This is a genomic window from Endozoicomonas sp. OPT23 (assembly GCF_009653635.1).
Lineage (GTDB): Bacteria > Pseudomonadota > Gammaproteobacteria > Pseudomonadales > Endozoicomonadaceae > Endozoicomonas_A.
Genome location: NZ_PPFD01000004.1, coordinates 187,854 through 213,344 on the forward strand (window position 1 = coordinate 187,854; position 25,491 = coordinate 213,344).

Sequence of the window (25,491 nt, forward strand, 5' to 3'; positions counted from 1 at the left end):
TCTGCCTAGGTTCGACTCCGTTCCAGTACGACAACAATATAAAACCACAGGCTACCAACCAGCAGACCAGCAATAACATCGCCCAACCAGTGAACTTCCAGCATCAGTCTGGAAAGAGCCACCAGCAAAATCAAAAGCATCGCTAAAGAGTAACCGCTTACTTTCACCAGCCACTTTCGCCCTCTGGTAAACAGAAAGACCGCCAATAACCAGACAAAGGTCGCTTGCGTCGTATGGCCTGAAGGGTAGGAAAACTGATCAAAGCCATCAAAATTGCCCGGTCTTGGTTTATCAATCAACCATTTCATGGCCCACAGCATGGCTTCCATTCCTAATAACCCAAGGGACACTGTTTTAATTCCGGAAATGTCTTTCTGCCAGATCAGTGCAAAGTAACAGGTCAGCAAAGGTGCCCATAGCAGCCCCAAACTCCCTAACCAGGTTACCAGACTGAATGAATACACGACGAGCGTTTGATTGAACCGGGACAGAAACTGTTGCGTATGGAGATTAACCTCATCCATCTGGCCACTGAAATCCATTACCGTAAACAAACCCAGGGTAATATTGATCAACAATATCATGCCCAGAGGTGCAGCCAGCAGCAGGTCTTTTTTCTGGCAAACGAGGTCAATTTGCTTGGTGATAACAGCAATAGTAAAAGCAGCAAAGATTAGTGATGTCAGTAGCCAGTAAAAACTGTCAGGCAGATTACTGTTTAACGCCGCGCCTGTGAGAAAACCTGGAACCATATAGAGAAAAGCCCAGGGCACGGCAGACACAATATTGATGCTGTAAAAACGCCAGGGACTCATCTCCATCATACCAGCGACAGCGGGAATAATGGGGCGTATCGGGCCCACAAATCGTCCAAGAGCTATAGAAAGGCCACCATAATCAGAGAAAAAGCGCTCCCCCTTCTCAAGCCAGTCCGGATGCTTATCAAAAGGCCAGCTGCCCCTTACCTGAGTCTGAAGTTTTGCTCCTACCTGAAAGCTAATACCATCACCCAGCACGGCTCCGACGAAGGCCCAGACCAGCATGGTTTCCATATCCATAAGACCACTGCCTGCCAATGCCGCCAGTGCAAACAGCATGGCAACACCTGGCACCAGCAAACCAATAGCCAGCAAAGATTCCACCATTGCCACAATGGCAATCGCAGGTCCCAACCAGTCATTGTGAGTAGCCAGCCATGCGTGTGCTGCCTGAAAACTTTCTAATACCACTCATTCAGTCCTGTCAGTCAGGTACATCTATTAACCTGTAAAGGTATGTCTATAGCCGTTTTCATCCAGCCTGCTATCTGAGACAAATAAGTACTTAACAAAAAAATTTCGTACAATAGCCCAACATTTTTCCAGATAACGCCCCCATATGACACCGGAACGTTACCGAAAATTCAAAGCATTGCTGGATCGCCGCCAGCCGGATCTGACTGTCCTGACCGATCAGGTTCACAAACCCCACAACCTTTCTGCAGTCATTCGCACCTGCGATGCTGTAGGTATTCACGATATTCACCTCACTCAGCCTAAGGAAGGTTATCGAGACCTCAGAGGGCGAGCCATGGGCAGTCACAGATATGTGAATGTACACCATCATCAGGATATTCGAGGTGGTATCGCCAGTCTGAAGGAAAAAGGCTTTCAAATTCTTGCTGCTCATTTTTCCGAAACAGCTGTACCTTTCTATGACGTTGATTACACCCGGCCTACCGCACTGATTCTGGGCGCAGAAAAACGAGGCATCAGCCCTGAAGCAGAGGCTCTGGCTGATCAGCATGTGATTATACCCATGCAGGGTATGGTGGCATCGTTTAACGTGTCGGTAGCTGCAGCAGTGATATTGGTTGAAGCTCAGCGACAACGACTGGCTAAAGGTATGTACGACCAGCCACGCCTTGATTCACAGATATACCAACCCACTCTTTTCAAGCTCGGCTATCCCGAGCTGGCTCGGTATTGCGATGAAAGAAATCTGGACTATCCGGAAATAGACGATGAAGGCCAACTGATTGAGCCTGCTCACTGGTATTCAGTGATTAGAAATCAAAGTAAATATTAGAAATACAATCTATGAACAAGCAATTTTGAAGAAGCTATTATGAAAAAAACACTCAAAGGCCTCTGTAGCGCCTTGCTGCTAACCGCAGCATCATCTTATGCCGCCGACAGTGCGGTTTATCTACAATACCACCACGTCAGTGATAAAACTCCGGCAGTAACCAGTATCAGGCCGGATCGATTCAAGGAGCATCTTGATTACCTTGATGCCAATGGCTATCAGGTAAAGGACATCGTAGAAGTCACCAACGCCATTCAAAGTGGCAAAAGCTTACCGGATAAAACCATTGTCATTACCTTTGATGATGCTTACCTGAACATTTATCAGAATGCTTTCCCCCTACTGAAAGAGAAAGGCTGGCCCTTTACAGTATTTGTCAGTACTGAACCGGTTGACCGTAATTTCGGAAAATTTCTGAACTGGGATCAGCTTCGTGAAATGGCAAAATCTGGTGCCACTATTGCCAACCATACGGTCAGTCACGATCACCTGCCAGAGAAGCTCGATAAGGAAACCGACAAACAATGGCTGACCAGAGTCAGAAAAGACGTTGAAGCCTCTGAAGCTCGAATCAAGGACAAAACCGGGCAGAGCGTTAAAATGCTGGCCTGGCCTTTTGGTGAAACCTCACCAGAGATTCGAAATCTGATAACAGAGATGGGCTATATCGGTTTTGGCCAGCAGTCTGGTGCGGTTGGGCCTCTGTCAGACTTCACACGCCTGCCCAGATACCCAATGTCTGGCAATTACACCTCTCTCAGCGGCTTTAAAACCAAAATCAAAACGTTGCCGCTGCCTGTTAAGGAGCGCCTTCCTGGCACGGCCATTATCACCAGAGATAACTTGAAGCCAACCATGGAAGTTGTTCTGGAAAACGGTGATTATCAGAAGAAACTGTTACGTTGCTATGCAACCGGGCAAGGTGAACTGGAAGTCGATTGGCTGGATGAAGCGAAAACCCGTTTCAGCACTCAGGCTAAGGCTCCCTTGCCAGTGGGCAGAAGTCGCTATAATTGCACCGCTCCTTCCAACAGCGGCAGGCAATACTACTGGTACTCACACCAGTGGCTGCAATTCACAGCTAATGGCAAAGCCATTGACTAGATTGAGGTGATAAATGACTGGGCGATTACGGAACTCGGCACAGATCGTTACACTGTTGATAGCTGCACTGCTGTTGATGACAGCCTGCTCAGAACAGAGTCCTGACCGCCCGGCCATAAAGATGACACCTCAGCTGACCGCCGCTCAGAACAGGGCCTTACAGCTCTGTGCTGGCTGCCATGGCCCTCAAGGGATAGGTACAGCCAGCTTTAACCCCAATCTAGCCTGCCAGAAGCAGGTTTATATGGTCAAACAGCTCAACGACTACCGTGAAGGAAAACGCACTAATCACCCCCCCATGACCGCTATATCCAGAATGCTGAGCCCACAGGAAGTGGAAGATATCAGTCTCTGGTACTCCCTACAAAACTGCCAAGTCATTGATATATAAGTATTAAGTATACCTAACAGCTCCGTCAGTCATATCCTCTTGTACAAGTGACATACTCTCATTCGCTGAAAAACCAATCAGCAACACACAGGAGGTGAACTATGAGCATTGGAATGGATTTGGGGTTTGCAGCTGTTAACAGCTTTGCAGGCAGATGCACAGGAGGCTCTGTTACTGCCCAGGAAGCTGGACGTACAGAAGGAGCTCCTGCGAGCTCTGCAGGTTATGACACATTTTATTATGATCAGCCATATGCTGTTCAGCTTGGTGAATCCGGGGGCGGTATTCTTTCAAAATGCGCCGGAAAAGCAGCCAAAGCTGCGAAATTCGGAGCCAAAGTTGTGGGCTGGATGGGGCGAGAGCTCTATAACACAAGACCTGCAAAAAGCATAAGAAGGACTGTCAGTTACTACTGCCAGGAGCGTCCTTATGCAGGCAGGCCTTTAAAAGACTGGTGTAAAATTGCAACTATCTACACCGCCTCAATCATGATTGGCGCTACCGCTGGTTGCGGTGTTGCCGGTATCGCAGGTCTGATCGGCTCAGGGGGTAATGTACCTATCACGTTCTGCGCCGCTACTGCCGGTACCTTTTTAGGAGCAGGGGTTGGAGCGCTGGACGCCAAACGTAACGTTTCCGTTAAAGAGTCGTTAGGCGAGATAGGAAAGCCGATTTCTTTCGAGAAGTTTGTTGAAGGCTATCTACTGAAACGTAAAAGCCTGGCTGCACAGGATCAAGGTGAGATGGTTCAGAAAACCAAGCAGAAGCTGGACAAAGCCTCTCAGAAACACAAAGTAAAGCTTGAGCATAAACTGCAAGAGCGGCTTAAGGAACAAGAACTGAAACTTGTAAGTCTACAGGCAGAAGTAGAACGACTGCTTAGACAGAGACAAGGCTGAGCAAAATCATGGGGCTTCGGCCCCTTTTCTTTTTGTCATGACTTGCCAAGCTCTAGGATGGAACTAGCTTTAATTTATAGAGGGATTAATAACAAAATTCGGGAATGAGTGAAGCCTGCCATGAATGAAGATACTGTCAAAAAACTGGCCCTGATTATCGCTGCCAACTGCACCAGAGAATCTGTTCTCGAAGAAAACCTTAAGAACGGATCTCTTGCCCAGAAAGACCTTGACGCTTTCAATAAGCAAATGTCTGATCGCCTATATACGTTCCTGACTTACCTGCTGAACAAGCCCGCAGACGAATATTCCGTGATGATGAGTGAGCTTTCAAAGCACTTCCCTGAGAACTGGGGAATGCCTGATCTGGACCAGAGTTTTATGCACGTTATTAATCAACCGTCGGCACAGCCACCTACAGCTCACTGAGCAATCTCTGATACAGCGGCTATCCTGATGATCATAACAATCAGGCAGATTCAAACATCATGATTCAAGTTGCTGCTAACCGGCTTGCACTGTTTTTAGTCATTCTAGGTTTTACCTTTGCTTGTCAGGCCACAGCAAAGCCTGACGCAACCATTAAAAATCTTCCTCTACCTGAGCCAGAACTGATTTCTACTCTGTCAGAACTCATGTCTGCTCTGGACATTCCACACCATAACAACCTGCATTCCTTGATTAAAGCGAGCCAAAGGTGGCGAAGAAAACCTGATCAGGAACGCTGGGAAGTCGCGGACCTGCAGCTCCCTGCGGAGAAACAGAGGCAAGTAATGGAACTGCTTTCCAAACTTGGGCTGACAGGTGGGGTCATGCCGAAATCCAAAAAATTTCATTACGCCATTATGCTCTCCGGAACCGCTCCCAGAATGCGAGCCAGACTCCAACAACTGGTTAAAAACTGGGAAGCCGGTGTTAGGTTTAATCAGGTCATATTTCTAACCAGCCAACGAATCCTTAATCCTGCAATCGACAAAATTGATGAACTTGTCGCTTCTTCAATTGGAGCTGATAAAACCGTCGAAGAACGATCAAAAGCGACTCCTGCCACCGAGTTTGAAGCAGCACAATTGGTTTACTTTTCGACCCCAATGCCGGATGAAATGAGAAAACTGAAGGTTCACTACACATCCACACCCAGAGACTGGCTCGGCAGTCGCTGGCAACGTAAGAATACTCGACAGGGTATGCAGGAATGGCTATCAACAAAGCCAACGAAAGGAAGCACCTTGATTGTTTCCAACCAGCCCCATGTTCTCTATCAGGGGGAAGTTGCCTACCAGGAGTTCCCCCCCGGTTTTTCCATCGAGATGACCGGAGGTGTTGCTACACCGGATAACCAGAACCTGATTAATTATCTTGATGCTCTCGCTTTATGGCTTCATAACCTTGAACCGAGACTGACAAATAAATCCCATATTCATTCAACTGATAAATAGCCGAGACATAGTCAAAGTGTCTCAGGCAGTTTAGTAACCTATGAAAAACAGCTCTTTTCAATCCTGGTTTCACTCCCATTCAGCTTTGTCTGAATCGCTACAGCCAGTGGCAGACATTCTGGATCTGCTGCATATACCCCATACACAAACTCCGGCAGGCATCATCAAAGCCAGTCAAATATGGCGCAGGAAACCGGACCAGGAACGATGGGAACTGAAAGATCTACCACTTGATACTCAACAGAAAAATCAGCTATTGAGTAAAGTGCAGGATCTTGGCTTTGCTAAAGAAATAAAACCCCGGACTAACCATTTTGATTACGCTCTACTATTGGGAGCAACCGTTCCCAGAATGAAAGATCGTCTAAACCATCTGATCAATCTATGGCAGCAAGGGTTACGCTATAACCGCCTTGTGTTTCTGGTCAGTAATCGCACACTGAACAGTCGGGGTGATCTAATGAAGCCTGAGCAGAACGAATCTATGCCTGAGACTGAAACAGAAGGTGCACTCTGGCTGTATAAAAACCAAAACCTTCCGGAAGCGATGAAACAGGTTCCTGCGGAATATATCGACACGCCCGAAACATGGAATGGCAGCTACTGGCGAAGAGCCAATACCAGAGACACTTTAAAAGCTTGGTTAAAGCAAAATCCTGATAGTGGTAAAGCCTTAGTCATTTCCGACCAGCCCAATTCCCTCTATCAATTTGAAGTCGTCAGACAGGAACTGCCTGATGATTTTACGATTGAACTGACTGCAGGCAAAGCCAGTGACTCTGTACCTGCTGTCTTATATCTTGATGCTCTCGCTCTGTGGCTACATAATCTTCAAAAATAAAATCAGTTAATGTAGCTTTCGCCCCAGCGCGGCATCAGTTCCTGCTTTATATCCAGCGTTTGCATGATTCTGGCCGCCATAAAGTCCACCATATCTTCCACGCTTTTCGGCTGATGATAAAAGCCTGGTGAAGCGGGAAGAATCACTGCCCCCATTCGTGTCAGCTTCAGCATATTTTCCAGATGAATCTCTGACAAAGGCGACTCACGATGCACGAGGATAAGTTGGCGACGCTCTTTCAAAACGACATCTGCCGCTCTTTCAATCAGGTTATTACTGGCACCACAAGCTATCGCTGAAAGCGTTCCCGAGCTGCAGGGACAAATCACCATCTTCGAAGGTGCGCCACTGCCTGAAGCTACTGGCGACATCCAGTCTTCATGGCTCAGTACTGTTAGCTGCCCCTCTTTTGCAGCAGCAAAGTTCTGCAGAAAGCTCTGAAGTTCCTGATCCGCTTCCGGAAGCGTCAGGGAAGTTTCAGTATTAATAACAACCTTCGCAGCTCTGGAAACCAGACAAAATACCTGAACACCTGACCCCACCAGACACTGGAGAAGCCTGAGACCATACTGAGCACCGGACGCACCAGTAATTGCTAAGGTAATACGTTCTTCAGCCAAGCTGTTTTTCCTTCTTTAATGCATCAATCAGTCGCTGGTGAATACCTTCAAAACCACCGTTACTCATGATCACAAGGTGATCACCTGCTTTAGCGTTCTCGACCAATTTATCAATAATACTTTGCGTTGAGTTCATCACTTTTGCAGGAACAGGGCTTTTCACAAGCAGCGATTCCAGTTTCCAATCGATATTGTCAGCCTGATACCAGATAACACTGGAAGCATCACTGGTGGACGCCATCAACGTATCTTTGTGAATACCCATAGTCATGGTATTTGATCTGGGTTCTATAACCGCCACAATATTCTGCTCAGGATACTTGGCTCTCAACCCTTGCAACGTGGTGGCAATCGCTGTCGGGTGATGGGCAAAGTCATCATAGATACTGACACCATCAATCTCTGCCACCAGCTCCATACGACGTTTAACGCCTTTAAACTGACACAACGATTTACAAGACTGTTCAGCCGTTACTCCAACATGACGAGCTGCTGCTATTGCCGCCATAGCGTTGGCAATGTTGTGCTGACCGGTATGCTGCCAATCGACCGTCCCTGCCTTCTGACCTTTATAAAGAACATCAAACAGGCTGCCATCCTCTTTCAGAACCTTGTATTGCCAGTCCGAGTCTTTACCAAGACCGATTGTCTCCAGCTCTGACCAGCAACCTTTATCAATCACTTCATTCATTGCCGTCGAATCATCAGGGATAATGACTCGCCCAGAACCGGGAATGGTTCTGACAAGGTGATGAAACTGTTTTTGAATAGCGGCCAGATCTTCAAAGATGTCTGCATGATCGTATTCAAGGTTATTCAGGATAGCTGTACGAGGTCTGTAATGAACAAACTTGGAACGCTTGTCAAAAAACGCAGTGTCATATTCATCTGCTTCGACAACAAAGAACGGGGTTTCGCCCATTCGGGCGGAAATACCGAAGTTCGCTGGAATACCGCCTATCAGGAAACCCGGAGACATGCCTGCATCTTCAAGAACCCATGCCAACATACTGCTGGTTGTGGTTTTGCCATGAGTCCCTGCGGCTGCAAGTACCCACTTGTCTTTCAATATGTAGTCTGCAAAAAATTGAGGCCCTGATGTATAGGGCAATCCTTTTTCGAGAACATATTCAACGGCTTCATTACCCCGGCTCATGGCATTACCGATGACCACCAGGTCAGGAGCTGGCTGTAGATGCTCCACTTTATAACCCTGCATCAACTCAATACCCTGAGCTTCTAGCTGGGTGCTCATAGGTGGATAAACGTTCTGATCGGAGCCTGATATCTGCAACCCAAGGTCTCTGGCCAGTAAAGCCAGGCTCCCCATGAACGTGCCGCAGATACCCAATATATGTATATGCATCTAAATTTAACTCTTGGCGATGACTCTCTGCTTTTATAAGGCGAATAACGATTCTGTTGAATGACCATATCAGAGTCTTCGCTTGAGCGCAGTTGAGTTACAAAATACACTGTAAAAAGCTTTATATTTGCAGGACTTTCAACTCATATTTGAGTATGATCCGAGCCTGAACTTTGCTTACCATAAAGTCACACAAGCTAACAAACAAAAGAGCTGCCCAGAAATGTCAGTCAAGCATGCGTTTTATGCTCAGTCCGGGGGTGTTACACCTGTTATCAACGCCAGCGCCTGCGCTGTTATTGAAACAGCCCGCCGTTACCCGGACAAGATAGGGAAAGTCTACGCCGGTCATAACGGCATTCTGGGAGCACTGCGAGAAGAGCTGATTGATACCAGTCAGGAATCCCACGAAACCATTGGCGCCCTTCACAGAACTCCTGGTGGCGCATTTGGTTCCTGTCGTTACAAACTTAAATCCTTTGAGGAAAGCAGAGCTGAATATGAACGCCTGATCGAGGTTTTTCAGGCTCACAACATTGGCTACTTCTTCTATAACGGCGGCAATGACTCTATGGATACCGCTCTAAAGGTGTCCCAACTAAGCGAAAAAATGGGCTATCCGATCACCTGTATCGGTGTTCCCAAAACGATTGATAACGATCTTGCCGTAACCGATAACTGCCCGGGCTTTGGTTCTGCGGCTAAGTATCTGGCGGTTTCCACCAAGGAAGCCAGTCACGACATCGCGTCCATGTGCGACACGTCAACCAAGGTATTCGTTGTTGAGGTAATGGGGCGTCATGCTGGATGGCTGGCTGCCGCAGCGGGTCTAGCGGCTCGTCAGGACGGCGATCCACCTCATATCATCATCTTCCCCGAACTGCCTCTGAACAAAGAGAAGTTTCTGGCCAAGGTGAAAAAGACCGTTGATAGTGAAGGTTACTGTGTAATTATCGCTTCCGAAGGTGCCAAATATTCTGACGGTACATTCGTGTCAGCTTCTTCGACGGTTGTTGACTCCTTTGGTCACCAGCAGCTCGGTGGTGTTGCTCCGGCACTCTGTACCATGATCAAGCGTGAACATGGCTACAAGTATCACTATGCAGTGCCAGACTACCTTCAGCGTTCTGCCCGTCACGTTGCTTCAAGAGTCGATGTTGAGCAGGCTTATGCTGTTGGTAAAGCGGCTGTTGAGCTGGCTGTGACCGGCAAGAACGCCGTAATGCCAGGTATTATTCGTGAATCCAACGCTCCATATCGCTGGTCCATTGGTGAAATACCGCTGGTAGAAGTGGCTAACTTCGAAAAGAAAATGCCCCTGGACTTTATCAACAGTGAGGGCTTTGGTATCACGTCTACTTGCCGTGAATACCTTGAACCATTGATCGAGGGCGAAGAGTACCCTGCATACCTGAACGGTCTGCCAAGATTTGCCAAACTTAAGAAGGTTATGGTTGAGAAGAAACTGACAACAAAGTTCGAAATCTAATGTTAAAGCGTAATAGCTGAAGCATAAAAAGGGCTGATCATCAGCCCTTTTCTCTTTTTAATAAAGACACATATGTTTAATGATGAAGTCGATCCTGCTCACCAATCATTTCATCATAAGCTGTTGGCATCACCAGCTCCATATTGGCTGATATCTCTTTCCCTAAATGCTCCCTTGCCTGAAAGATACTGTGAAATTGCATAGGCCTTTTATCTGTCTGGCTGGTCAGCCAGGTATCGCCATTAATCCTGCAGAGGTAAATATCGCCCTCCGTTGAAACCAGTTCTATAGGTGCTGGATGATCACGAAATTCTCGGTGTAATTCTTTCAGGTTCATACTTCCTCCATGAAGTAATTTTTAAAGAGAACGTTGGACTAAACATTGGCTAGAAGTGCTTTCGCAACATCAATTGTCCTGCAAACGGGTTATCAATAGTGCTGGATCGACCTGCTGGAACAACCGATGGCATTTCTCTGACCAGAGCCTTTTTTAGCAGCTGTTCACTTTCCACATCAAGATCAACAATGACCAAAGCTCCACCTTGTTCCAGGTGATCATGAAATGGCTGTAAACGGTAGTTATCGCTGGAACTGCCAATCAGGCCTCCGAGCCAGGTCGAATAGCCCAGAACGATAAGGCAGGCAAATAGAGTGATCATAGATGCAACCGGGTGCCCTTCAAGGAACTCATAGATAGCAAAGCCTGTCATGACCGACAGAATGATGCCTATGAGAAAACCTCTCTCGCTGGAATGCAGAGTATCAAACTCCTCAAGGAAGCTGAGATCGTTTAAATGTCGTTTCTGTGTTCCCAGATGATCCTTGTGAGCTATGTGAAGATGGTCGTGGGTTATACCCGCAGCCTCAGCCACATCATTGAATTTCTGAGCAGCTTTTAGGTCAGGGAATTTATAGAGCAGTTGTATCATCCGGAAGACTCCTTTCATCCGAGTGATGCTGATATTGCAATCAGCGAGTAATTCCGTGTGCAGTGGCCGAGGTTACAGCACAGAACTTTCAGGAATAAAGAGCATGATATCTAGACAGTATTGTTCTCAATGCCTTTCGCTTCCCTTGATAACTGAATATAGACGATAACTGTTTTTGCCTTCTTTTTTTGCCTGATACATAGCAATATCAGCAGCCTTCAGCAATTTTTCCCCATTCAGGCCGACATCTTCAGTGGTAGCGACACCAATACTGACACCGATATTTTTCTCCCCGTCCGCCAACTCATGAGTGGGTTTCATTGACTCCAAAAATTTACCGGCCACCAGGCCCACATCAGCTGCGTTGGCAACATCATCAAGAATCACTGCAAACTCATCGCCACCCAGCCGAGCCAACAAATCCCCCTGACGAACCACTGATTTCAATCGACCAGCAACACTTTTCAGCAGCTCGTCCCCCGCATCATGCCCAAGAGAATCATTCACTTCCTTGAAACCATCGAGATCAAGGAATAAAACACCAGTACACCTTGAGCGCCTTTTGCTGCGGCCAAGGGATGCTTCAAGATATTCCTGAAACAGTGCTCTGTTTGCCAGACCTGTAAGCTCATCATACCGAGCCATACGATTTAACTGCTGTTCACTTTCCTTACGTTTGGTGATGTTCTGGAAAAGTAATACGGCGCCTTCAACTTTATCCTGCTCATCCAACACTGGCGTCAGACTGTACTCTGCGGGAAAAGAACCTTTGTTGCTGGTCCACAACCGATGGTCATCGGTCGAATATTTTTCACCTCGATCAAAACAGATTTTTTTCATGGCTGAATCAGTCCAGCTCATATCACCGCTTGTTTCACCACTTTTATCTTCACTGCTCTTACCTTGGCTGTTTTCGCCAAAAATAAATGATTGTATGTTCTGGCCAATCAAACTCTGACCCGAAGCTTCCAGAAGTTCTTCCGCCAAAGGATTAGCAAAACTAATAACTCCGTACTCATCAATCCCTAAAATCCCCTCACCAGCACTGTCTAGCAAGTGTTTGTTCTTACGACTCGACAATTCAAGCTTTTCTGCCATTTTTTCCAGCTGAAGTCGTTGTCGCTCCAGGTCAATAAACACTTTGATCTTGCCTTTCAGTATTACCGGATCCAAAGGCTTGGAAAGATAGTCAACTGCTCCGGCCTGATACCCTTTCTTGATATAAAATTTATCTCGATGCAGAGCAGTTACAAAAATAATGGGAACATTCGCTGTTTCAGGTTTGCTGTGAATAATCGATGCCGCCTCAAAGCCATCCATTTCAGGCATTTGGACATCCATCAATATAACCGCAAAGCTTTTGGCTGAAGCTTGCTCCACCGCCTCTTCACCACTTATAGCTTTACAAACTTCAATATCAAAGCCTGACAACAACTTATCCAAAACCAGTAGGTTTTCAGAGCGATCATCAACCACCAGAACACTTATTGATGAACCTAGCCCGTTTTTATTTTTATCTACTAATTGAATTTCTGTTTCCTGCTGCTTTTTATTTACTTCTACTATCTCTGGCTGTTGCCATAAGCCTGTATCCAAAAGCCCTTGGGTAGTTATCGAACTCTGTATAGAAAGACCGGCCTCTTCTTTACCCGCCAATCTGGACGGCCCATCAGCAGGAAGAATCAGGCTAAAACTGGAGCCTTTATTTTCTTCGCTTTCAAGCTCTATCCAACCTTCAAGCAATCCCGACAGTTCTCTGGAAATAGCCAACCCCAAACCAGTACCACCAAACTTCCTGCTGGTTGAACCATCTGCCTGCTGAAACGCTTCAAAAATAATTTCTTTTTTGTCTGCTGGGATACCGACCCCGGTATCCTTTACCGTAAAAACGATACTGCTCTTAAACTCTGCACCAATACTTCTTGCTTCTTGTACAACTGAAAGCTCGACTGAACCTGATTGCGTAAACTTGAATGCATTGGATAGAAAGTTTTTAAGTACTTGTTGTAATCTTTGCGCATCAGAAATCAGGGCTGTATTAACACCGGAATCAATAGAAAGGCTCAATGACAGTTTTTTCTGCTCAGCCTGAGGCTTAAACAGACTCATCAGATTTTGGCACAACTCTTCTATATGAACTCGACTAAACTCGACATTCATCTTGCCTGCTTCAACTTTAGATAAATCCAGAATGTCATTAATCAGTTCAAGCAATTCTTCACTGCCATGATGAATAACCTCGATAGATTCCAGCTGATCGTTGGTCAAATTCCCTTCAGAATTGTCCCTCATCATCTGCGCAAGAATGATCATTGAGTTAAGCGGAGTGCGAAGTTCATGGGAGATGTTGGCGAGAAACTCTGATTTATAACGGCTGGCTTTTTCCAGCTCTGCTACTTTCTCTATGAGCCTGCTACTGGATTCTTCAATCTCTTTATTCTTATGTTCAATCTCTTCTTTTCTGAAAAGTAACTGCTCACTTTTCTCTGCCAGTTCTGAATTGGACAGTTGCAGCTTCTTATTAGCTTTTTTTAAAGCTGACTGCTGCTCTCGCAATTGTTCTGTCATTTCATGCACACAGACGCTGAGCCAACCAATTTCATTTTTATTCCTGATAATTCTCGTGGCTTCATAATCTCCGGCAGCGACCCTGTTAACTGAGCGAGTTACTTTGATGATCGGCTTTACCAGCCACCTCGATACCAGGATGCTCAATAAAAGCACCACCAGAACAATAATCCCTGAGAGAAGCAAAATCCGGTTTCTAAAATGATGAATACTGCTGAATGCAACCGCTATTGGCACCTCAGAGATTAACACCAATTCAGTTCCTGCTATTTCAATAGGGTGATAAGTTCCCAGCACTTTCTCACCATTGATACCCAGATAGCTTTTTATATGCTTTCGCTCATGACTGGCCATTGAGCTGTAATCAGAGTGATGTTCTTCATGATCATGATGGTCGCTAAAGTCTGATCCTTCATGAAGATGCCCCAACCACTCTTCAACCAGACTCCCTTCCAGTCGTCTTTTCATTATCTGGCGGTGATCAAAGTCGGTCCCATATCTGATTTTCTGATCTCTGCCCAAAAGATATGAATTAATACCTTTAACACCGGTACTGAGATCATCAAAAAAGCCTTGGACCGTTAAAGCGGGTAGCTGAGCAGCCAGTAGCCCTTCATTATTTCCCCTGTCGTCCTGCAGAGGAAGAATAAAGAAGCTCACTTTCTCTCTACCTGTATGCGGATAGTTACTTACATCAGCATAAGCTGGTAACCCCAGTTCGAGAGCATGTCTGGCGGCTTGCGAAAAAGCCGTGTCAGCAAGCTTATCCTCAAACAAATTCAGACCAAGCTCACCATAGGAGTTGGCGGTATAAAGTATATTGCCATTAACATCTAGCAGAAGAAGGTTGGAAAAATCATGAAGCCGAATAAAACTAATAAAACTGCTGGAGTAATCATCAACCAGCTGTTGATACTCGGCTGATTTAGAAGGTTTTTCGCTATCCATTACCTGAGTAGAAGGTGAGTCTTTGAATGCTTTAATAAAAGCGCTGGCAGAATCAGCCGTGTCATACAAGCTCCGAACCAGTTGATCAAAGTGATCATTAATTTGCTGGCTCAATAACTCATTAATTGTTGTTAGTTGCTCATAACGAGACGCTTCTATTGCCTCCCGACCTTCATGGTATTCATTCAAACCAATTAAAATGACTGGCCCAAGAGAGAGAATAAAGAACCAAAGTGACAGGGTAGTAGCAAGGCCACCAAAAATGCTTCTGAACTGTAATTCTGGATACTTGCCTGAAGGCATTATGGCTTACCCTATTAAAAACCCGCCAACAAAGCGGGTATCTAATAGTGCATCGCCAATAAGGCTGCTTTTTTTAGCTTGCAGCCCATCACAGATCTGATCAGGAAATAGCTTTCATCAACCAGACCAGCGCAGCTCCTATTGAGTAAAAAGAGCAAGCTAACAGGGCCATCTCCTTGCCCGACAAACGATCATTTGACGTCTTCACAAACAATATTTCCTCTACAACAGGCTTTGGCATCCGGCCAACACCCTTTACTCCATTAAGCCCGAGGCAGTACGACTACGAATCCTTCATAAGGGGGATTAAGCCCCCAGATAAGCTTTTCGAACAGCTTCATCGGCCAGCAGGTCATCACCGGATCCCTGCAGGACAATTTGGCCATTTTCCAGAACATATCCACGATCAGCAAGCTTCAATGCCTGGTTGGCATTCTGCTCGACCAGGAAGATTGTCATACCCTCTTCTCTAAGACGCTCGATTATTTCGAAAATCTGCTGAATAACAATAGGGGCAAGTCCCAGTGACGGTTCGTCCAGCAGCAAAAGCTTCGGACTGCTCATCAGGGCACGGCCAATGGCCAGCATCTGCTGCTCACCGCCCGACATTGTGCCACTGCGCTGATACAGGCGCTCTTTCAAACGCGGGAAAAGCTCAAGAACATGGTCATAATTCTTCTGAAATTCTTCACCTTCAACAAAGAAACCACCCATGGTGAGATTCTCTTCTACTGTCAGACGGGAGAATACCCTTCGGCCTTCAGGCACCACAGCAATACCTGTACGCATAATGTCAGAGGTATGATTCTGGGTGATTTCCTGGCCTTCGTAATAAATGTGACCTGAATGAGCCCTTGGCTCCCCACAAATAGTCATCAGAAGCGAAGACTTACCCGCGCCATTAGCGCCAATGAGAGTGACTATTTCACCCTCGGAAATATTTACACTGACAGAGTCCAGTGCCTGAATCTTTCCATAAAACGTTGATACGTTTTCAACAGCAAGCAATTGGTCAGGAGCTGACATAGTACAACTGTCCTTTATTTTCTTATCGTTATTGTTCGTTTCTTCAGAGGCTAGAGTACCAAAAAAGAGTTTTCGCAGCATCCAGCTAAAAGCCATCTATATTGGATTGAATGAAAAAAAACAACAGGTTTCTTATCATGAACAGGGCTGTCCGCAGAAAAACTTGCACTCTTTGGAGCATTTTTTTTTCGTGCGTAGTACTTTCCAACAATAATTGCAGCTCTGTTTCCCTTCCTGATAATCCAGCAGGAACACATAAACTGCATCCACCAAAGTACAGTTATCTGTTTTGTAACGACTGTACGAAAACTACTTTGGATAGAGTTGATAAGAGCATATTTGTCGAACCGCCATTACAAATAATTGATCTGCTAAAGTTTGAGCGTGGACTCAATAAATACAACCCTGCATCCAGCACCTATGGTTTCGAAATAAAAGGCTCTGGCTCAATGACTCTGGGTCTTCATATCAGCAGCATAGAAAGCCTTCAAAACAAGCACGTCAGAAGACTTGCCGGCTTCTGCAACGTGGACAAAGCCAGTCAACATATTCAGCATATACATACTTACAGAAAAAAATTACATCAACTGGGTATAGAGACAACAGATACTCAGCTGGCTGCTATAGAATCAAATCAATTTTCAGGGTGGGGAGTTTTTTCTGAATGGCAGGGTATTGTCTATGTCATTCAACCTTATCTCAATGAGCCTCAACTGGCTCACAAGCTTATTGAAACAGCCAGCGAAGAAACAAGAAAAGAGATCTTCGAAAAGCAACTGGGAATCGTTATAAAACTTCATTCACACAACCAACTGCACCCTGATGATCGTATAGCACTGGATACTGCTCTGAGTAACTGGGAGGTCGACAATCAAAACGGCGAGCTGATACTCAGACTTAATGATCTGGCCCAGCCTCTTTATGAAGTTAATGGTCAGCAAGCCTATGACTGGCATGATCAAGCTTCCACAGTTATCTGGGGGTTAAGCGGCAGAGCACAGGATGAAATGAAAGCACACTTCAATAAGTTGATGAGTATAAGAGAAGCTTTGATTGAATTACTCTGGGGATATAAGGGTTACAATAATTCTCTCTATCGCGAACACGAACCATACCCTGACTGGGCACTATCAGATATAAATCTTTTACTGTCCGAGATAGGCGAAGAACCTCTAGCCAGTGAAGAGGTTCTAACAAAGTTCGTAAATAATAACTACTCACTTGCCTGCCTACGTATGATCAAGGCAAAAACCAGCAGCCTGAGATATGCAGGGAGTTTTCTCTGGCTGACAAGCTCGATTCATTTAACCAAGCCTGCCAGTACCAAGGTTGACCTTTATGGTAACAGTGAAGCAGGGGTCTTCCAGTGCCTCAAAAACTCGGACGTTGCACCGGAAGGCTGGTATCAGGATTCTCCCAAATAAGCCTTGATAACCTCCGGATTATTCCTGATTTCGTCAGGCGTACCAGAAGCCAGTGGACGGCCCTGATTGATCACGTAAATCCGGTCAGAAATTTCCATCACCAGTTTCATATCGTGCTCAATCAGGAGAACCGTGACACCGTGATCACGACGTAAATCCGAGATCAACTCATCCAGCTCAGCCGTTTCATTCGGATTCAAACCTGCTGCAGGTTCATCTAGCATTAACAGCTCAGGATTGGTCACCATACAGCGGGCAATCTCCAGCCTGCGCTGCTGACCGTAAGCTAGATTTCCTGCTTCACGATTAGCAAATTCGGTCAGGCCCACTTTATCCAGCCAGAACTCAGATTTTGCGATAGCTTCAGTTTCACTCTTTTTAAACCCTGGTGTTTTAAACAATCCAGCAAGCAAGCCTGTATTCAGATGCCTGTGCTGAGCCACCAGCAGGTTTTCCAACACCGTCATAGCTTTAAACAGTCGTACATTCTGGAAAGTACGAACCACACCAAGACGAGCGATCTTGAATCCGGGCATACCTTCAATAGCCTGGCCTTTAAACCGGATGTCGCCGCCAGTGGCTTTATAGAAACCGGTCAGACAGTTAAATACTGTCGTTTTCCCGGCACCGTTTGGCCCAATCATGGAAACAATTTCGCCCTGATTAATTTTTAAAGCCATCTGATCTACGGCCAGCAAACCACCAAAGCGCATACTCAGGTCAGAAGCTTCTAGCAAACATTCGCTCATTTCTGTACTCCTTCCTTACACGCCTTCAGCAACAGGGGTTGCCATCGTTTTTTCATCAGATTCAGAACGGCCTTTTTTGGTTTCGATATGGGGACGCTTCATTGGCAGCAAACCTTCAGGGCGCCAAATCATCATGCAGACCATCATCAAACCAAACATCAGCATTCGGTATTCCTGGAACTCACGGGCAAACTCAGGCAACACAGTCATGATTACTGCAGCCAAAATCACCCCCATCTGAGAACCCATTCCGCCCAGCACTACAATCGCGAGAATGATCGCTGACTCTATGAAAGTGAACGACTCAGGACTGATAAAACCCTGACGAGCCGCAAAAAAGGTTCCCGCAAATCCTGCAAACGCAGCACCAATGGTAAATGCAGACAGCTTGATAGCGGTTGGATTCAGACCCAGTGAACGGCAGGCAATATCATCTTCACGCAGTGCTTCCCAGGCTCTACCAATAGGCATTCTAAGCAAGCGGTTAATCACAAACAGAGTGGCAATAACCAGCAACACGGCAAGTATATAAAGGAAGATAACCTTGTACTCACTGCTGTAGGCAATACCAAAATACTCATGAAAAGGTACATTACCCTCTTCCTTTGCACGACGACCAAACTCCAGACCAAACAGGGTTGGCTTCGGAATCTGACTGATACCGTTTGGGCCACCGGTCAGAGCCGTCCAGTTATTCAGCAGGATCCGAATGATCTCACCAAAACCCAGCGTCACGATAGCAAGGTAATCACCGCGTAAACGGAGCACCGGGAAACCAAGCACAAAGCCAAAGAAAGCAGCCAGCAGGCCACCCATGACCAGACTGCTCCAGAAATCCAGCCCAAGATACTGATTCAGCAAGGCATAGCTGTAAGCACCAACGGCATAGAAACCCACATAACCAAGGTCCAGCAGACCTGCCAGACCTACAACGATGTTAAGTCCCAGTCCCAACATCACGTAAATCAGCGCCAGTGTTGCCAGATCGACAGCACCGCGAGACACCATAAATGGCCAAATCATCAGGCCAGCAACCGCAAAACAGATCAGGGTTGTTTTAATACTTTTGTTTTCAGTAGCGGCCAGCATCCTGTCTGCACTGATAGAAGGCAAAGCACTTTTAACACCGGTCAGGCTTTTATCAACCGTTGAACGGAACAACTGGAAGAAGAAGACAACCAGCGCACCAATAGCAATCAGTGTTAAAGATTCACTGTCTGCTGTAGTGACGATTAGTCGTGTACCTTCCGGTTCAAGACGTATACCCAGCATCAGGCTGGTCAATACCAGCAGTACTACTGCTGAAAGAATGGCAGGGGCAAAACGCAGCGACTTCATACTTTTTCTACCTCCGGTTTACCCAGAATGCCGGTTGGTTTGAACAGAAGAATCAGGATCAACAAACCAAACGCAACAACGTCTTTATACTCGGTACTGAAATAACCAGCGGTAAATGCTTCGGTCACACCAAGAATCAAGCCACCCAATACCGCACCAGGAATACTTCCGATGCCACCTAGCACTGCCGCCGTAAATGCCTTAAGACCTGCCATAAAGCCGATGTAAGGATTAATAACGCCGTAATACATGCCAAGTAATACACCTGCTACTGCAGCAAGAGCAGCACCAATAACAAAGGTTAGAGAAATAATATGGTTGGTATTGATACCCAGCAGGTTGGTCATTCCCAGATCTTCAGCACAGGCACGACAGGCACGCCCCATTTTTGATTTGGAAATAAACAGAGTCAGGGCTGTCATCGAAATAAAGGTGACAACAAAGATAATCAACTGCATGTATGACACAGTGGTCTGAAAGCCATCTTCAGGACCAAACGACCAGCCGCCAGTAATAAGGCTCGGCATGGCAATGTCACGAGAACCCTGAGCCAGTCGTACGTAGTTCTGCAGGAAGATAGACATACCTATGGCAGAAATAAGGGCAATCAGGCGGTTGCTGTTGCGCAGAGGCCGGTAAGCTACCCGCTCTATTGCGAAGCCATAGGAACTGGTAATAATCACACTGATAACAAAGGCAGCTATCAGCATCAGGGAAACACTATCAACTCCCATCATGGCTAGCCCTGCCATAACGGCAAAGGCGATATAGCTACCAATCATGTAAATTTCACCATGAGCAAAATTGATCATGCCAATAATGCCGTACACCATGGTGTAGCCGATTGCGATGAGGGCGTAGGTGCTGCCCACTGTCAAGCCGTTCAGCAGCTGCTGAATAAAATATAAGACGGACTCAGGCATGTTATATATTCTCCGCCACCCTATAGACTGTGTCGTCTATGAGGCTACGTACATCGTTCTTATTCTTTTTATTGAGTTGATCACTTCACCGGTAATGAAGAACCAATCATTCGAATTCAGGTATTATTTGCTCGCCAGAAACGAGCAAATAAACGACAGGATTTGATTGAGCACATAAAAGCACTCAATCAAAGTGCCCGGCGATTTTTACTCGGATACTGCAGTCTTGGTGCCGTCAGCGTGCCAGCTGTAAACAACAAAACTGAAATCCTTCAGGTCGCCCTTGGCATCAAATGCCAGGTTACCCGTTGGCGTTTTGAAGCTTTGGCTACGCAGAGTGTCAGCAACCTTATCAGGGCTTTCGCTCTTGGTTACCTTCATACCTTCAGCCATAACCTGTACTGCAGAGTATGATGGGAATACGAATGGACCTGTTGCATCTTCACCTTTAGCCTTGAATGCAGCAACCAGCTCAGCATTGGCCGGGTCCTTGTCAAAGCTCTTTGGCAGAGTCACCAGTAGACCTTCAGAAGCCTTACCTGCGATAGCAGAGATGTCCTTGTTACCAACACCTTCCGGCCCCATGAACTTAGCCTTCAGACCTTTTTCTGCACTCTGACGCAAAATCAGACCCAGCTCAGGGTGATAACCACCGTAATAAATGAACTCAACCTTTTCTTTCTTGAGCTTGGCAATCAGAGCAGAAAAATCCTTGTCGCCCGGTGTTACACCTTCAAACAGAGCAACATCAATACCGGCTTTCTCAACAGTATTCTTAACTGCAGTAGCAATACCTTCGCCATACTGCTGTTTGTCGTGAATAACCGCCATGCGCTTTGGCTTAACCTGCTCAACAATGAACTTACCAGCGGTTGGGCCCTGCAGACTGTCTAGACCAATGGTACGGAAAATCATTTCATAACCACGACTGGTGATGTCCGGGCTGGTAGAAGCTGCAGTCACCATCATGATGCCTTCATCTTCATAGATGTCGGAAGCTGGCTGTGTGGAAGAAGAACAAAGGTGACCGACAACAAAGCTGATTTCATCGTTAACAATTTTGTTAGCAACAGCAACGGCCTGTTTAGGATCGCAAGCGTCATCGTATACGACAGCTTCTAATTGCTTGCCGTTAACACCGCCTTTTTTGTTGATTTGATCAATCGCCATTTTGGCACCGGTAAACTGCATGTCACCGTACTGGGCAACAGGACCTGTAACCGGGCCCGCCAGGGCAATCTTGATTGTGTCAGCAGCCTGAGCCACTCCAGCAGCACTTGCTACTGCAGCAGAAATAGCCATCGCGGCCAGAGTCTTGTTTATTTTTCTTATCATTTTGTTGATCTCTCTTGAAGGAGCTAATTCCGTTTAATTATCAATTCAATCCATATTGCTCACAATTGGCTATATTAAGGATTTTTTTCTTCCATAACAGTCTTTTTTGGTACTTTTTTCCAGACCAATTGACAACCGAGACTAACGTAGTAGAGCGTCTGCTCAGATTTCGACCTAAATTTATGGAATCCAGTAAGGAAACCCTTTATGTAGTAGGGAGGCGCAGTATGGATATGAGAGAGCAGCCAGATGGAAATCAAAAGCTGGAGTTCGGGGAAATAGTTCTGCTGGCCCTGTCGATGGGCAGTATTTTGGCAGCGGTACATTTCTTTCTTGGTTCTGTTTTCTGAAGAACCTTACTTAACCGCTACTATCGCTACGAGCTAAACCACAGGCTGCATTCGCAGCCTGTCGTCGTTTCAGCCTACTGATTCTTAGCCTTAACAGTTTTCACACCGTCTTTGGTTCCCAGCATCAATACATTGGCAGGACGATCTGCAAACAGACCGTTAGTAACAACACCGGCAATTTGATTGATCTTCGCTTCGGTGGTGATCGGGTCAACGATGCTCATATTCCAGACATCCAGAATAATATTGCCGTTATCCGTTACAACACCTTCACGATAAGCAGGGTCACCGCCCAGCTTAACCAGCTCACGGGCTACATGGCTGCGAGCCATTGGAATCACTTCCACTGGCAGCGGGAAGTTACCCAGGACATCAACCTTCTTGCTCTCGTCAGCAATGCAGACAAACTCTTTGGCTACTGCTGCAACAATCTTTTCACGGGTCAGAGCCGCACCACCGCCCTTGATCAGATGCAGATGTTCGTTGGACTCATCAGCACCATCAATGTAGAACTCCATCTCGCTGATGGTATTCAGGTCGTAAACCTCAATACCATGTTCCTTCAGGCGTCGAGCGGTTTCTTCTGAACTGGCTACACAGCCATCAAACTTTGTTTTATGCACAGCCAGCGCATCAATAAAGAAATTGGCAGTTGAACCTGTACCAACACCAACGATCATATCTTCTTCCAGTCTGGGCAGAATATACTGCACAGCTGCATCGGCTACCGCTTTCTTCAGCTCGTCCTGTGTCATCACACTACCTTGCAAGGAGGTTGTTGAGTAAAGCCGAAAATTATACCGCCAGAACCCGCTAAACGCTGAAACTTTTTTCTGCTGTGGCAGTCACTGATTAGAGGAATAGCTGGAATGAGTTTCACCAAGCCCCTGCTTTTCCATTAGAATGGCAGTCAATCTCGACTAAGACAGTACAAAAAGCGAAGATCATGCCTCATCAATACATAAGAAAGATACTGGAAGCCAAGGTTTACGATGTGGCGGTTGAAACGCCTATTCACCCTGCTCCCTTTCTAAGTAAACGCCTGAACAATACCGTGCTGCTCAAGCGGGAAGATCTTCAGCCTGTCTTTTCATTCAAGATTCGTGGTGCTTACAACAAGATTATTCAGCTTACTGAAGAAGAAAGAGCCAAAGGCGTTGTCTGTGCCTCTGCGGGCAACCATGCTCAGGGGGTAGCTCTGGCTTCTCAACACCTGGGGATACATGCCGTTATTGTCATGCCCGGTACAACACCAGAGATCAAGTACAAAGCCTGTCAGGCCAGAGGTGCAGAGGTTGTACTCCACGGAGACACCTTTGATCAGGCTTTGACCTACGCCCAGTCACTGGTTGAAGAGAAAGGTCTGACTTTTATTCACCCATACGATGATCCATACACCATTGCCGGTCAGGGCACGATTGGTATGGAAATCCTGCGCCAGCATACTGGCCAGCTGGACGTTGTCTTTATTCCTGTTGGTGGCGGTGGTCTGGCAGCTGGTGTTGCTACCTACATCAAATACCTTCGTCCGGACATCAAAGTCGTCGGTGTTGAGTATGAAGAATCAGCCTGTTTGAAAGCAGCACTGGAAGCTGATGAAAGAGTCGTGCTTCCACATGTAGGTTTGTTTGCTGATGGTGTCGCTGTTGCCCAGATCGGCGAAGAAACATTCAAACTCTGTCGTGAATACCTTGATGAGGTTATCACCGTTTCAGCCGACGAAATCTGTGCTGCCATAAAAGATATTTTCGACGACACCCGTTCGGTATGTGAGCCTGCCGGGGCAGTTGGCCTTGCGGGGTTGAAAAAATACTCAACTGAGAACCAGCTTTCTGGTCAAAGCCTGATGGCTATTGCCAGTGGCGCCAATATCAACTTCGACCGTCTTCGCTATGTTTCTGAGCGTGCCGAACTCGGTGAAAAGCGTGAAGCTATTATTGCTGTCACCATTCCAGAAGAACCTGGTAGCTTTAAACAGTTCTGTGAAACGTTGGGCAAGCGCAATATCACCGAATTCAACTATCGCTATCATGACGCGAGAAGTGCCAGAATTTTTGTTGGCGTTCAAGTTCATCCTGACCAGATGCCTGTTGAGAACCTTGTCGGTGAGCTAAGAGAACATGGTTATCCTGTTGCCAATTTCACTGATAACGAAATGGCCAAACTGCATGTTCGCCACATGGTGGGCGGGCACAGCAAAGAGGTCGAGAATGAAGTGGTTTATCGCTTTGAGTTTCCGGAAAGACCCGGCGCTCTCTTGAACTTCCTGATGAAACTCGGCAAGCGCTGGAACATCAGCATGTTCCATTACCGCAACCATGGTGCTGCTTATGGCCGTGTTGCTGTTGGTCTGGACGTTCCACCTGAAGACCGTCAGCACATAGCCGGTTTCCTTGAAGAGCTGGGTTATCACTACTGCGAAGAGACCACTAATCTGGCTTATCAGGCTTTCCTTGGCTAAGGCTTCTCGCAAGCCTTCTCACAGCTATAGAAGGCTTGCAAATTCCTTATTCCACGGTAATATACTGCAGCACTTGGTGGCTCATACTACCAAGCATGTCGGAGCGTAGCGCAGCATGGTAGCGCACTTCACTGGGGGTGAAGGGGTCGGAGGTTCGAATCCTCTCGTTCCGACCAGACATAAAAAAAGCAGCTTTTCATAGCTGCTTTTTTTATGTCTCTCAGTCTTATATTAACTCTACGTATTACTCTTCATATAAGTCCTCTGAAGACATTTCTTAAAATCAGTGGCATTCTCTGTCATCCGGATGTTTTGATACTCTGATCAGCAATCTTGATGACAAACTCTTTCTACGATAAAAATGCTGGCGACTTTTTTAGTTCAACAGCACAGATCGATGCTTCTGATTTATACGACCAGTTTCTTCCGTATATACCGAAAAACGGTCTAATTCTTGATGCGGGTTGTGGTTCGGGCAGAGACTCCCTTGCCTTTAAGCTGAAGAACTTTCAGGTTACTGCATTTGATGCCAGCCATGCGATGTCGGCTCTTGCACAAGTTGCCACAGGGTTAACCATTCAAACCTGCCGGTTTGATGAGTTCATATCCAGCAATCAATACGATGGCATCTGGGCCTGTGCTTCCCTTCTTCACATTCCACTTTTCAACCTGTCGAACAACATTACTCATCTCGCTCAATTTTTAAAGGCTGATGGTGTTTTTTACTGTTCATTTAAATTCGGTGATGAGGAAGTGGAAAGAGACGGACGACATTTTACCAACCTGACCGAAGACTCTTTAGCCTCTGTTCTGATTGGTACTCCTCTGGCGATAAAAAAGAGCTGGCTCTCCAATGATCTGAGACCAGGCAGGGAAAAGGAACAATGGCTAAATGCCATTTTGCAACGTAAGGAAATGTGA

General features: G+C 46.3%; 24 protein-coding genes and 1 tRNA gene. 13 read left to right on the forward strand and 12 right to left on the reverse strand.

The annotated features are described in order from the left end of the window. Positions 1-5: 5 nt before the first annotated feature. Positions 6-1,229 carry a VTT domain-containing protein gene (locus EOPP23_RS11320; protein WP_153766099.1) on the reverse strand — a complete coding sequence of 408 codons (1,224 nt, stop codon included), beginning with the start codon at positions 1,227-1,229 and terminating at the stop codon, positions 6-8. A gap of 148 nt (positions 1,230-1,377) precedes the next feature. Here EOPP23_RS11320 and trmH point away from each other — a divergent pair, with 148 nt between their 5' ends. From trmH to EOPP23_RS11355, 7 genes are all read left to right on the forward strand, one after another. Further along, the gene (gene trmH, locus EOPP23_RS11325; RefSeq protein ID WP_153766100.1) at positions 1,378-2,067 is read left to right on the forward strand and encodes a tRNA (guanosine(18)-2'-O)-methyltransferase TrmH; all 690 of its coding nucleotides are present in this window, start codon (positions 1,378-1,380) and stop codon (positions 2,065-2,067) included. Positions 2,068-2,106: 39 nt separating this feature from the next. Next, the gene (locus EOPP23_RS11330; protein ID WP_153766101.1) at positions 2,107-3,171 is read left to right on the forward strand and encodes a polysaccharide deacetylase family protein; all 1,065 of its coding nucleotides are present in this window, start codon (positions 2,107-2,109) and stop codon (positions 3,169-3,171) included. A 13-nt stretch (positions 3,172-3,184) separates the two neighbouring features. Next, positions 3,185-3,562, forward strand: a complete 378-nt coding sequence (locus EOPP23_RS11335) for a c-type cytochrome (RefSeq protein ID WP_153766102.1) — start codon at positions 3,185-3,187, stop codon at positions 3,560-3,562. Positions 3,563-3,663: 101 nt separating this feature from the next. Beyond that, complete coding sequence (locus EOPP23_RS11340) at positions 3,664-4,461, forward strand: hypothetical protein (RefSeq protein ID WP_153766103.1); 798 nt, start codon at positions 3,664-3,666, stop codon at positions 4,459-4,461. Between the two features lie 120 nt (positions 4,462-4,581). Beyond that, complete coding sequence (locus tag EOPP23_RS11345) at positions 4,582-4,890, forward strand: hypothetical protein (protein WP_153766104.1); 309 nt, start codon at positions 4,582-4,584, stop codon at positions 4,888-4,890. 59 nt (positions 4,891-4,949) lie between these two features. Next, positions 4,950-5,900: a hypothetical protein gene (locus EOPP23_RS11350; RefSeq protein ID WP_153766105.1), complete on the forward strand. Its 951-nt coding sequence runs from the start codon at positions 4,950-4,952 to the stop codon at positions 5,898-5,900. Positions 5,901-5,940: 40 nt separating this feature from the next. Next, entirely contained in the window at positions 5,941-6,741 is an 801-nt protein-coding gene (locus tag EOPP23_RS11355; RefSeq protein WP_153766106.1) for a hypothetical protein, read from the forward strand. A gap of 2 nt (positions 6,742-6,743) precedes the next feature. Here EOPP23_RS11355 and EOPP23_RS11360 read toward each other — a convergent pair whose 3' ends face one another. Together EOPP23_RS11360 and mpl are read right to left on the reverse strand one after the other, a co-directional pair. After that, positions 6,744-7,361 carry a flavin prenyltransferase UbiX gene (locus EOPP23_RS11360; protein WP_153766107.1) on the reverse strand — a complete coding sequence of 206 codons (618 nt, stop codon included), beginning with the start codon at positions 7,359-7,361 and terminating at the stop codon, positions 6,744-6,746. Then, positions 7,354-8,727 (reverse strand): UDP-N-acetylmuramate:L-alanyl-gamma-D-glutamyl-meso-diaminopimelate ligase, encoded by a 1,374-nt coding sequence (mpl, locus tag EOPP23_RS11365; RefSeq protein WP_153766108.1) that lies wholly within the window; start codon positions 8,725-8,727, stop codon positions 7,354-7,356. Before mpl ends, EOPP23_RS11360 begins: the two co-directional genes overlap by 8 nt. A 223-nt stretch (positions 8,728-8,950) precedes the next feature. Here mpl and EOPP23_RS11370 point away from each other — a divergent pair, with 223 nt between their 5' ends. Beyond that, complete coding sequence (locus EOPP23_RS11370; RefSeq protein ID WP_153766109.1) at positions 8,951-10,216, forward strand: 6-phosphofructokinase; 1,266 nt, start codon at positions 8,951-8,953, stop codon at positions 10,214-10,216. Between the two features lie 76 nt (positions 10,217-10,292). Here EOPP23_RS11370 and EOPP23_RS11375 read toward each other — a convergent pair whose 3' ends face one another. The 4 genes from EOPP23_RS11375 to EOPP23_RS11390 all read right to left on the reverse strand — a co-directional run bounded on the left by EOPP23_RS11375 (position 10,293) and on the right by EOPP23_RS11390 (position 15,972). Next, positions 10,293-10,553, reverse strand: a complete 261-nt coding sequence (locus tag EOPP23_RS11375; protein ID WP_153766110.1) for a DUF6482 family protein — start codon at positions 10,551-10,553, stop codon at positions 10,293-10,295. Between the two features lie 49 nt (positions 10,554-10,602). After that, entirely contained in the window at positions 10,603-11,145 is a 543-nt protein-coding gene (locus EOPP23_RS11380) for a hypothetical protein (protein ID WP_153766111.1), read from the reverse strand. A gap of 126 nt (positions 11,146-11,271) precedes the next feature. After that, the gene (locus EOPP23_RS11385) at positions 11,272-14,964 is read right to left on the reverse strand and encodes a diguanylate cyclase domain-containing protein (protein ID WP_153766112.1); all 3,693 of its coding nucleotides are present in this window, start codon (positions 14,962-14,964) and stop codon (positions 11,272-11,274) included. Positions 14,965-15,270: 306 nt separating this feature from the next. Then, positions 15,271-15,972 (reverse strand): ABC transporter ATP-binding protein, encoded by a 702-nt coding sequence (locus EOPP23_RS11390; protein ID WP_153766179.1) that lies wholly within the window; start codon positions 15,970-15,972, stop codon positions 15,271-15,273. Between the two features lie 332 nt (positions 15,973-16,304). On the opposite strand from EOPP23_RS11390, the gene EOPP23_RS11395 reads away from it, so the two are divergent. Beyond that, positions 16,305-17,414, forward strand: a complete 1,110-nt coding sequence (locus EOPP23_RS11395; protein ID WP_153766113.1) for a hypothetical protein — start codon at positions 16,305-16,307, stop codon at positions 17,412-17,414. Here EOPP23_RS11395 and livG read toward each other — a convergent pair. From livG to EOPP23_RS11415, 4 genes are all read right to left on the reverse strand, one after another. After that, positions 17,396-18,163, reverse strand: coding sequence for a high-affinity branched-chain amino acid ABC transporter ATP-binding protein LivG (livG, locus tag EOPP23_RS11400; RefSeq protein ID WP_153766114.1), 768 nt, complete (start codon positions 18,161-18,163; stop codon positions 17,396-17,398). The two genes, EOPP23_RS11395 and livG, sit on opposite strands and share 19 nt — an antisense overlap. Before the next feature lie 15 nt (positions 18,164-18,178). Next, a complete protein-coding gene (locus EOPP23_RS11405; protein ID WP_153766115.1) occupies positions 18,179-19,501 on the reverse strand; it encodes a high-affinity branched-chain amino acid ABC transporter permease LivM in 1,323 nt (440 codons plus the stop codon). Next, complete coding sequence (gene livH, locus EOPP23_RS11410; RefSeq protein ID WP_153766116.1) at positions 19,498-20,424, reverse strand: high-affinity branched-chain amino acid ABC transporter permease LivH; 927 nt, start codon at positions 20,422-20,424, stop codon at positions 19,498-19,500. The genes EOPP23_RS11405 and livH overlap by 4 nt, the downstream gene beginning before the upstream one ends. Before the next feature lie 207 nt (positions 20,425-20,631). Further along, the gene (locus EOPP23_RS11415) at positions 20,632-21,759 is read right to left on the reverse strand and encodes a branched-chain amino acid ABC transporter substrate-binding protein (RefSeq protein ID WP_153766117.1); all 1,128 of its coding nucleotides are present in this window, start codon (positions 21,757-21,759) and stop codon (positions 20,632-20,634) included. Positions 21,760-21,986: 227 nt separating this feature from the next. Between EOPP23_RS11415 and EOPP23_RS21625 the strand changes: the two genes are divergently transcribed. Next, complete coding sequence (locus tag EOPP23_RS21625; protein WP_255471663.1) at positions 21,987-22,109, forward strand: hypothetical protein; 123 nt, start codon at positions 21,987-21,989, stop codon at positions 22,107-22,109. Positions 22,110-22,183: 74 nt separating this feature from the next. Here EOPP23_RS21625 and rpiA read toward each other — a convergent pair whose 3' ends face one another. Further along, positions 22,184-22,864 (reverse strand): ribose-5-phosphate isomerase RpiA, encoded by a 681-nt coding sequence (gene rpiA, locus EOPP23_RS11420; RefSeq protein WP_153766118.1) that lies wholly within the window; start codon positions 22,862-22,864, stop codon positions 22,184-22,186. Between the two features lie 191 nt (positions 22,865-23,055). On the opposite strand from rpiA, the gene ilvA reads away from it, so the two are divergent. From ilvA to EOPP23_RS11435, 3 genes are all read left to right on the forward strand, one after another. Next, positions 23,056-24,570 carry a threonine ammonia-lyase, biosynthetic gene (gene ilvA / locus EOPP23_RS11425; RefSeq protein ID WP_153766119.1) on the forward strand — a complete coding sequence of 505 codons (1,515 nt, stop codon included), beginning with the start codon at positions 23,056-23,058 and terminating at the stop codon, positions 24,568-24,570. A gap of 99 nt (positions 24,571-24,669) precedes the next feature. Beyond that, a tRNA-Pro gene (locus EOPP23_RS11430) sits at positions 24,670-24,746 on the forward strand. 160 nt (positions 24,747-24,906) lie between these two features. Continuing rightward, complete coding sequence (locus EOPP23_RS11435) at positions 24,907-25,491, forward strand: bifunctional 2-polyprenyl-6-hydroxyphenol methylase/3-demethylubiquinol 3-O-methyltransferase UbiG (RefSeq protein ID WP_153766120.1); 585 nt, start codon at positions 24,907-24,909, stop codon at positions 25,489-25,491.

Coding starts and splice junctions, on each gene's coding strand:
- EOPP23_RS11330 (WP_153766101.1), top strand. CDS start 2,107: ATGAAAAAAACACTCAAAGGCCTCTGTAGCGCCTTGCTGCTAACCGCA.
- EOPP23_RS11370 (WP_153766109.1), top strand. CDS start 8,951: ATGTCAGTCAAGCATGCGTTTTATGCTCAGTCCGGGGGTGTTACACCT.
- EOPP23_RS11405 (WP_153766115.1), bottom strand. CDS start 19,501: ATGAAGTCGCTGCGTTTTGCCCCTGCCATTCTTTCAGCAGTAGTACTG.
- mpl (WP_153766108.1), bottom strand. CDS start 8,727: ATGCATATACATATATTGGGTATCTGCGGCACGTTCATGGGGAGCCTG.
- livH (WP_153766116.1), bottom strand. CDS start 20,424: ATGCCTGAGTCCGTCTTATATTTTATTCAGCAGCTGCTGAACGGCTTG.
- EOPP23_RS11415 (WP_153766117.1), bottom strand. CDS start 21,759: ATGATAAGAAAAATAAACAAGACTCTGGCCGCGATGGCTATTTCTGCT.
- rpiA (WP_153766118.1), bottom strand. CDS start 22,864: ATGACACAGGACGAGCTGAAGAAAGCGGTAGCCGATGCAGCTGTGCAG.
- livG (WP_153766114.1), bottom strand. CDS start 18,163: ATGAGCGAATGTTTGCTAGAAGCTTCTGACCTGAGTATGCGCTTTGGT.
- EOPP23_RS11355 (WP_153766106.1), top strand. CDS start 5,941: ATGAAAAACAGCTCTTTTCAATCCTGGTTTCACTCCCATTCAGCTTTG.
- EOPP23_RS21625 (WP_255471663.1), top strand. CDS start 21,987: ATGGATATGAGAGAGCAGCCAGATGGAAATCAAAAGCTGGAGTTCGGG.
- ilvA (WP_153766119.1), top strand. CDS start 23,056: ATGCCTCATCAATACATAAGAAAGATACTGGAAGCCAAGGTTTACGAT.
- EOPP23_RS11385 (WP_153766112.1), bottom strand. CDS start 14,964: ATGCCTTCAGGCAAGTATCCAGAATTACAGTTCAGAAGCATTTTTGGT.
- EOPP23_RS11375 (WP_153766110.1), bottom strand. CDS start 10,553: ATGAACCTGAAAGAATTACACCGAGAATTTCGTGATCATCCAGCACCT.
- EOPP23_RS11335 (WP_153766102.1), top strand. CDS start 3,185: ATGACTGGGCGATTACGGAACTCGGCACAGATCGTTACACTGTTGATA.
- EOPP23_RS11340 (WP_153766103.1), top strand. CDS start 3,664: ATGAGCATTGGAATGGATTTGGGGTTTGCAGCTGTTAACAGCTTTGCA.
- EOPP23_RS11435 (WP_153766120.1), top strand. CDS start 24,907: ATGACAAACTCTTTCTACGATAAAAATGCTGGCGACTTTTTTAGTTCA.
- trmH (WP_153766100.1), top strand. CDS start 1,378: ATGACACCGGAACGTTACCGAAAATTCAAAGCATTGCTGGATCGCCGC.
- EOPP23_RS11350 (WP_153766105.1), top strand. CDS start 4,950: ATGATTCAAGTTGCTGCTAACCGGCTTGCACTGTTTTTAGTCATTCTA.
- EOPP23_RS11345 (WP_153766104.1), top strand. CDS start 4,582: ATGAATGAAGATACTGTCAAAAAACTGGCCCTGATTATCGCTGCCAAC.
- EOPP23_RS11380 (WP_153766111.1), bottom strand. CDS start 11,145: ATGATACAACTGCTCTATAAATTCCCTGACCTAAAAGCTGCTCAGAAA.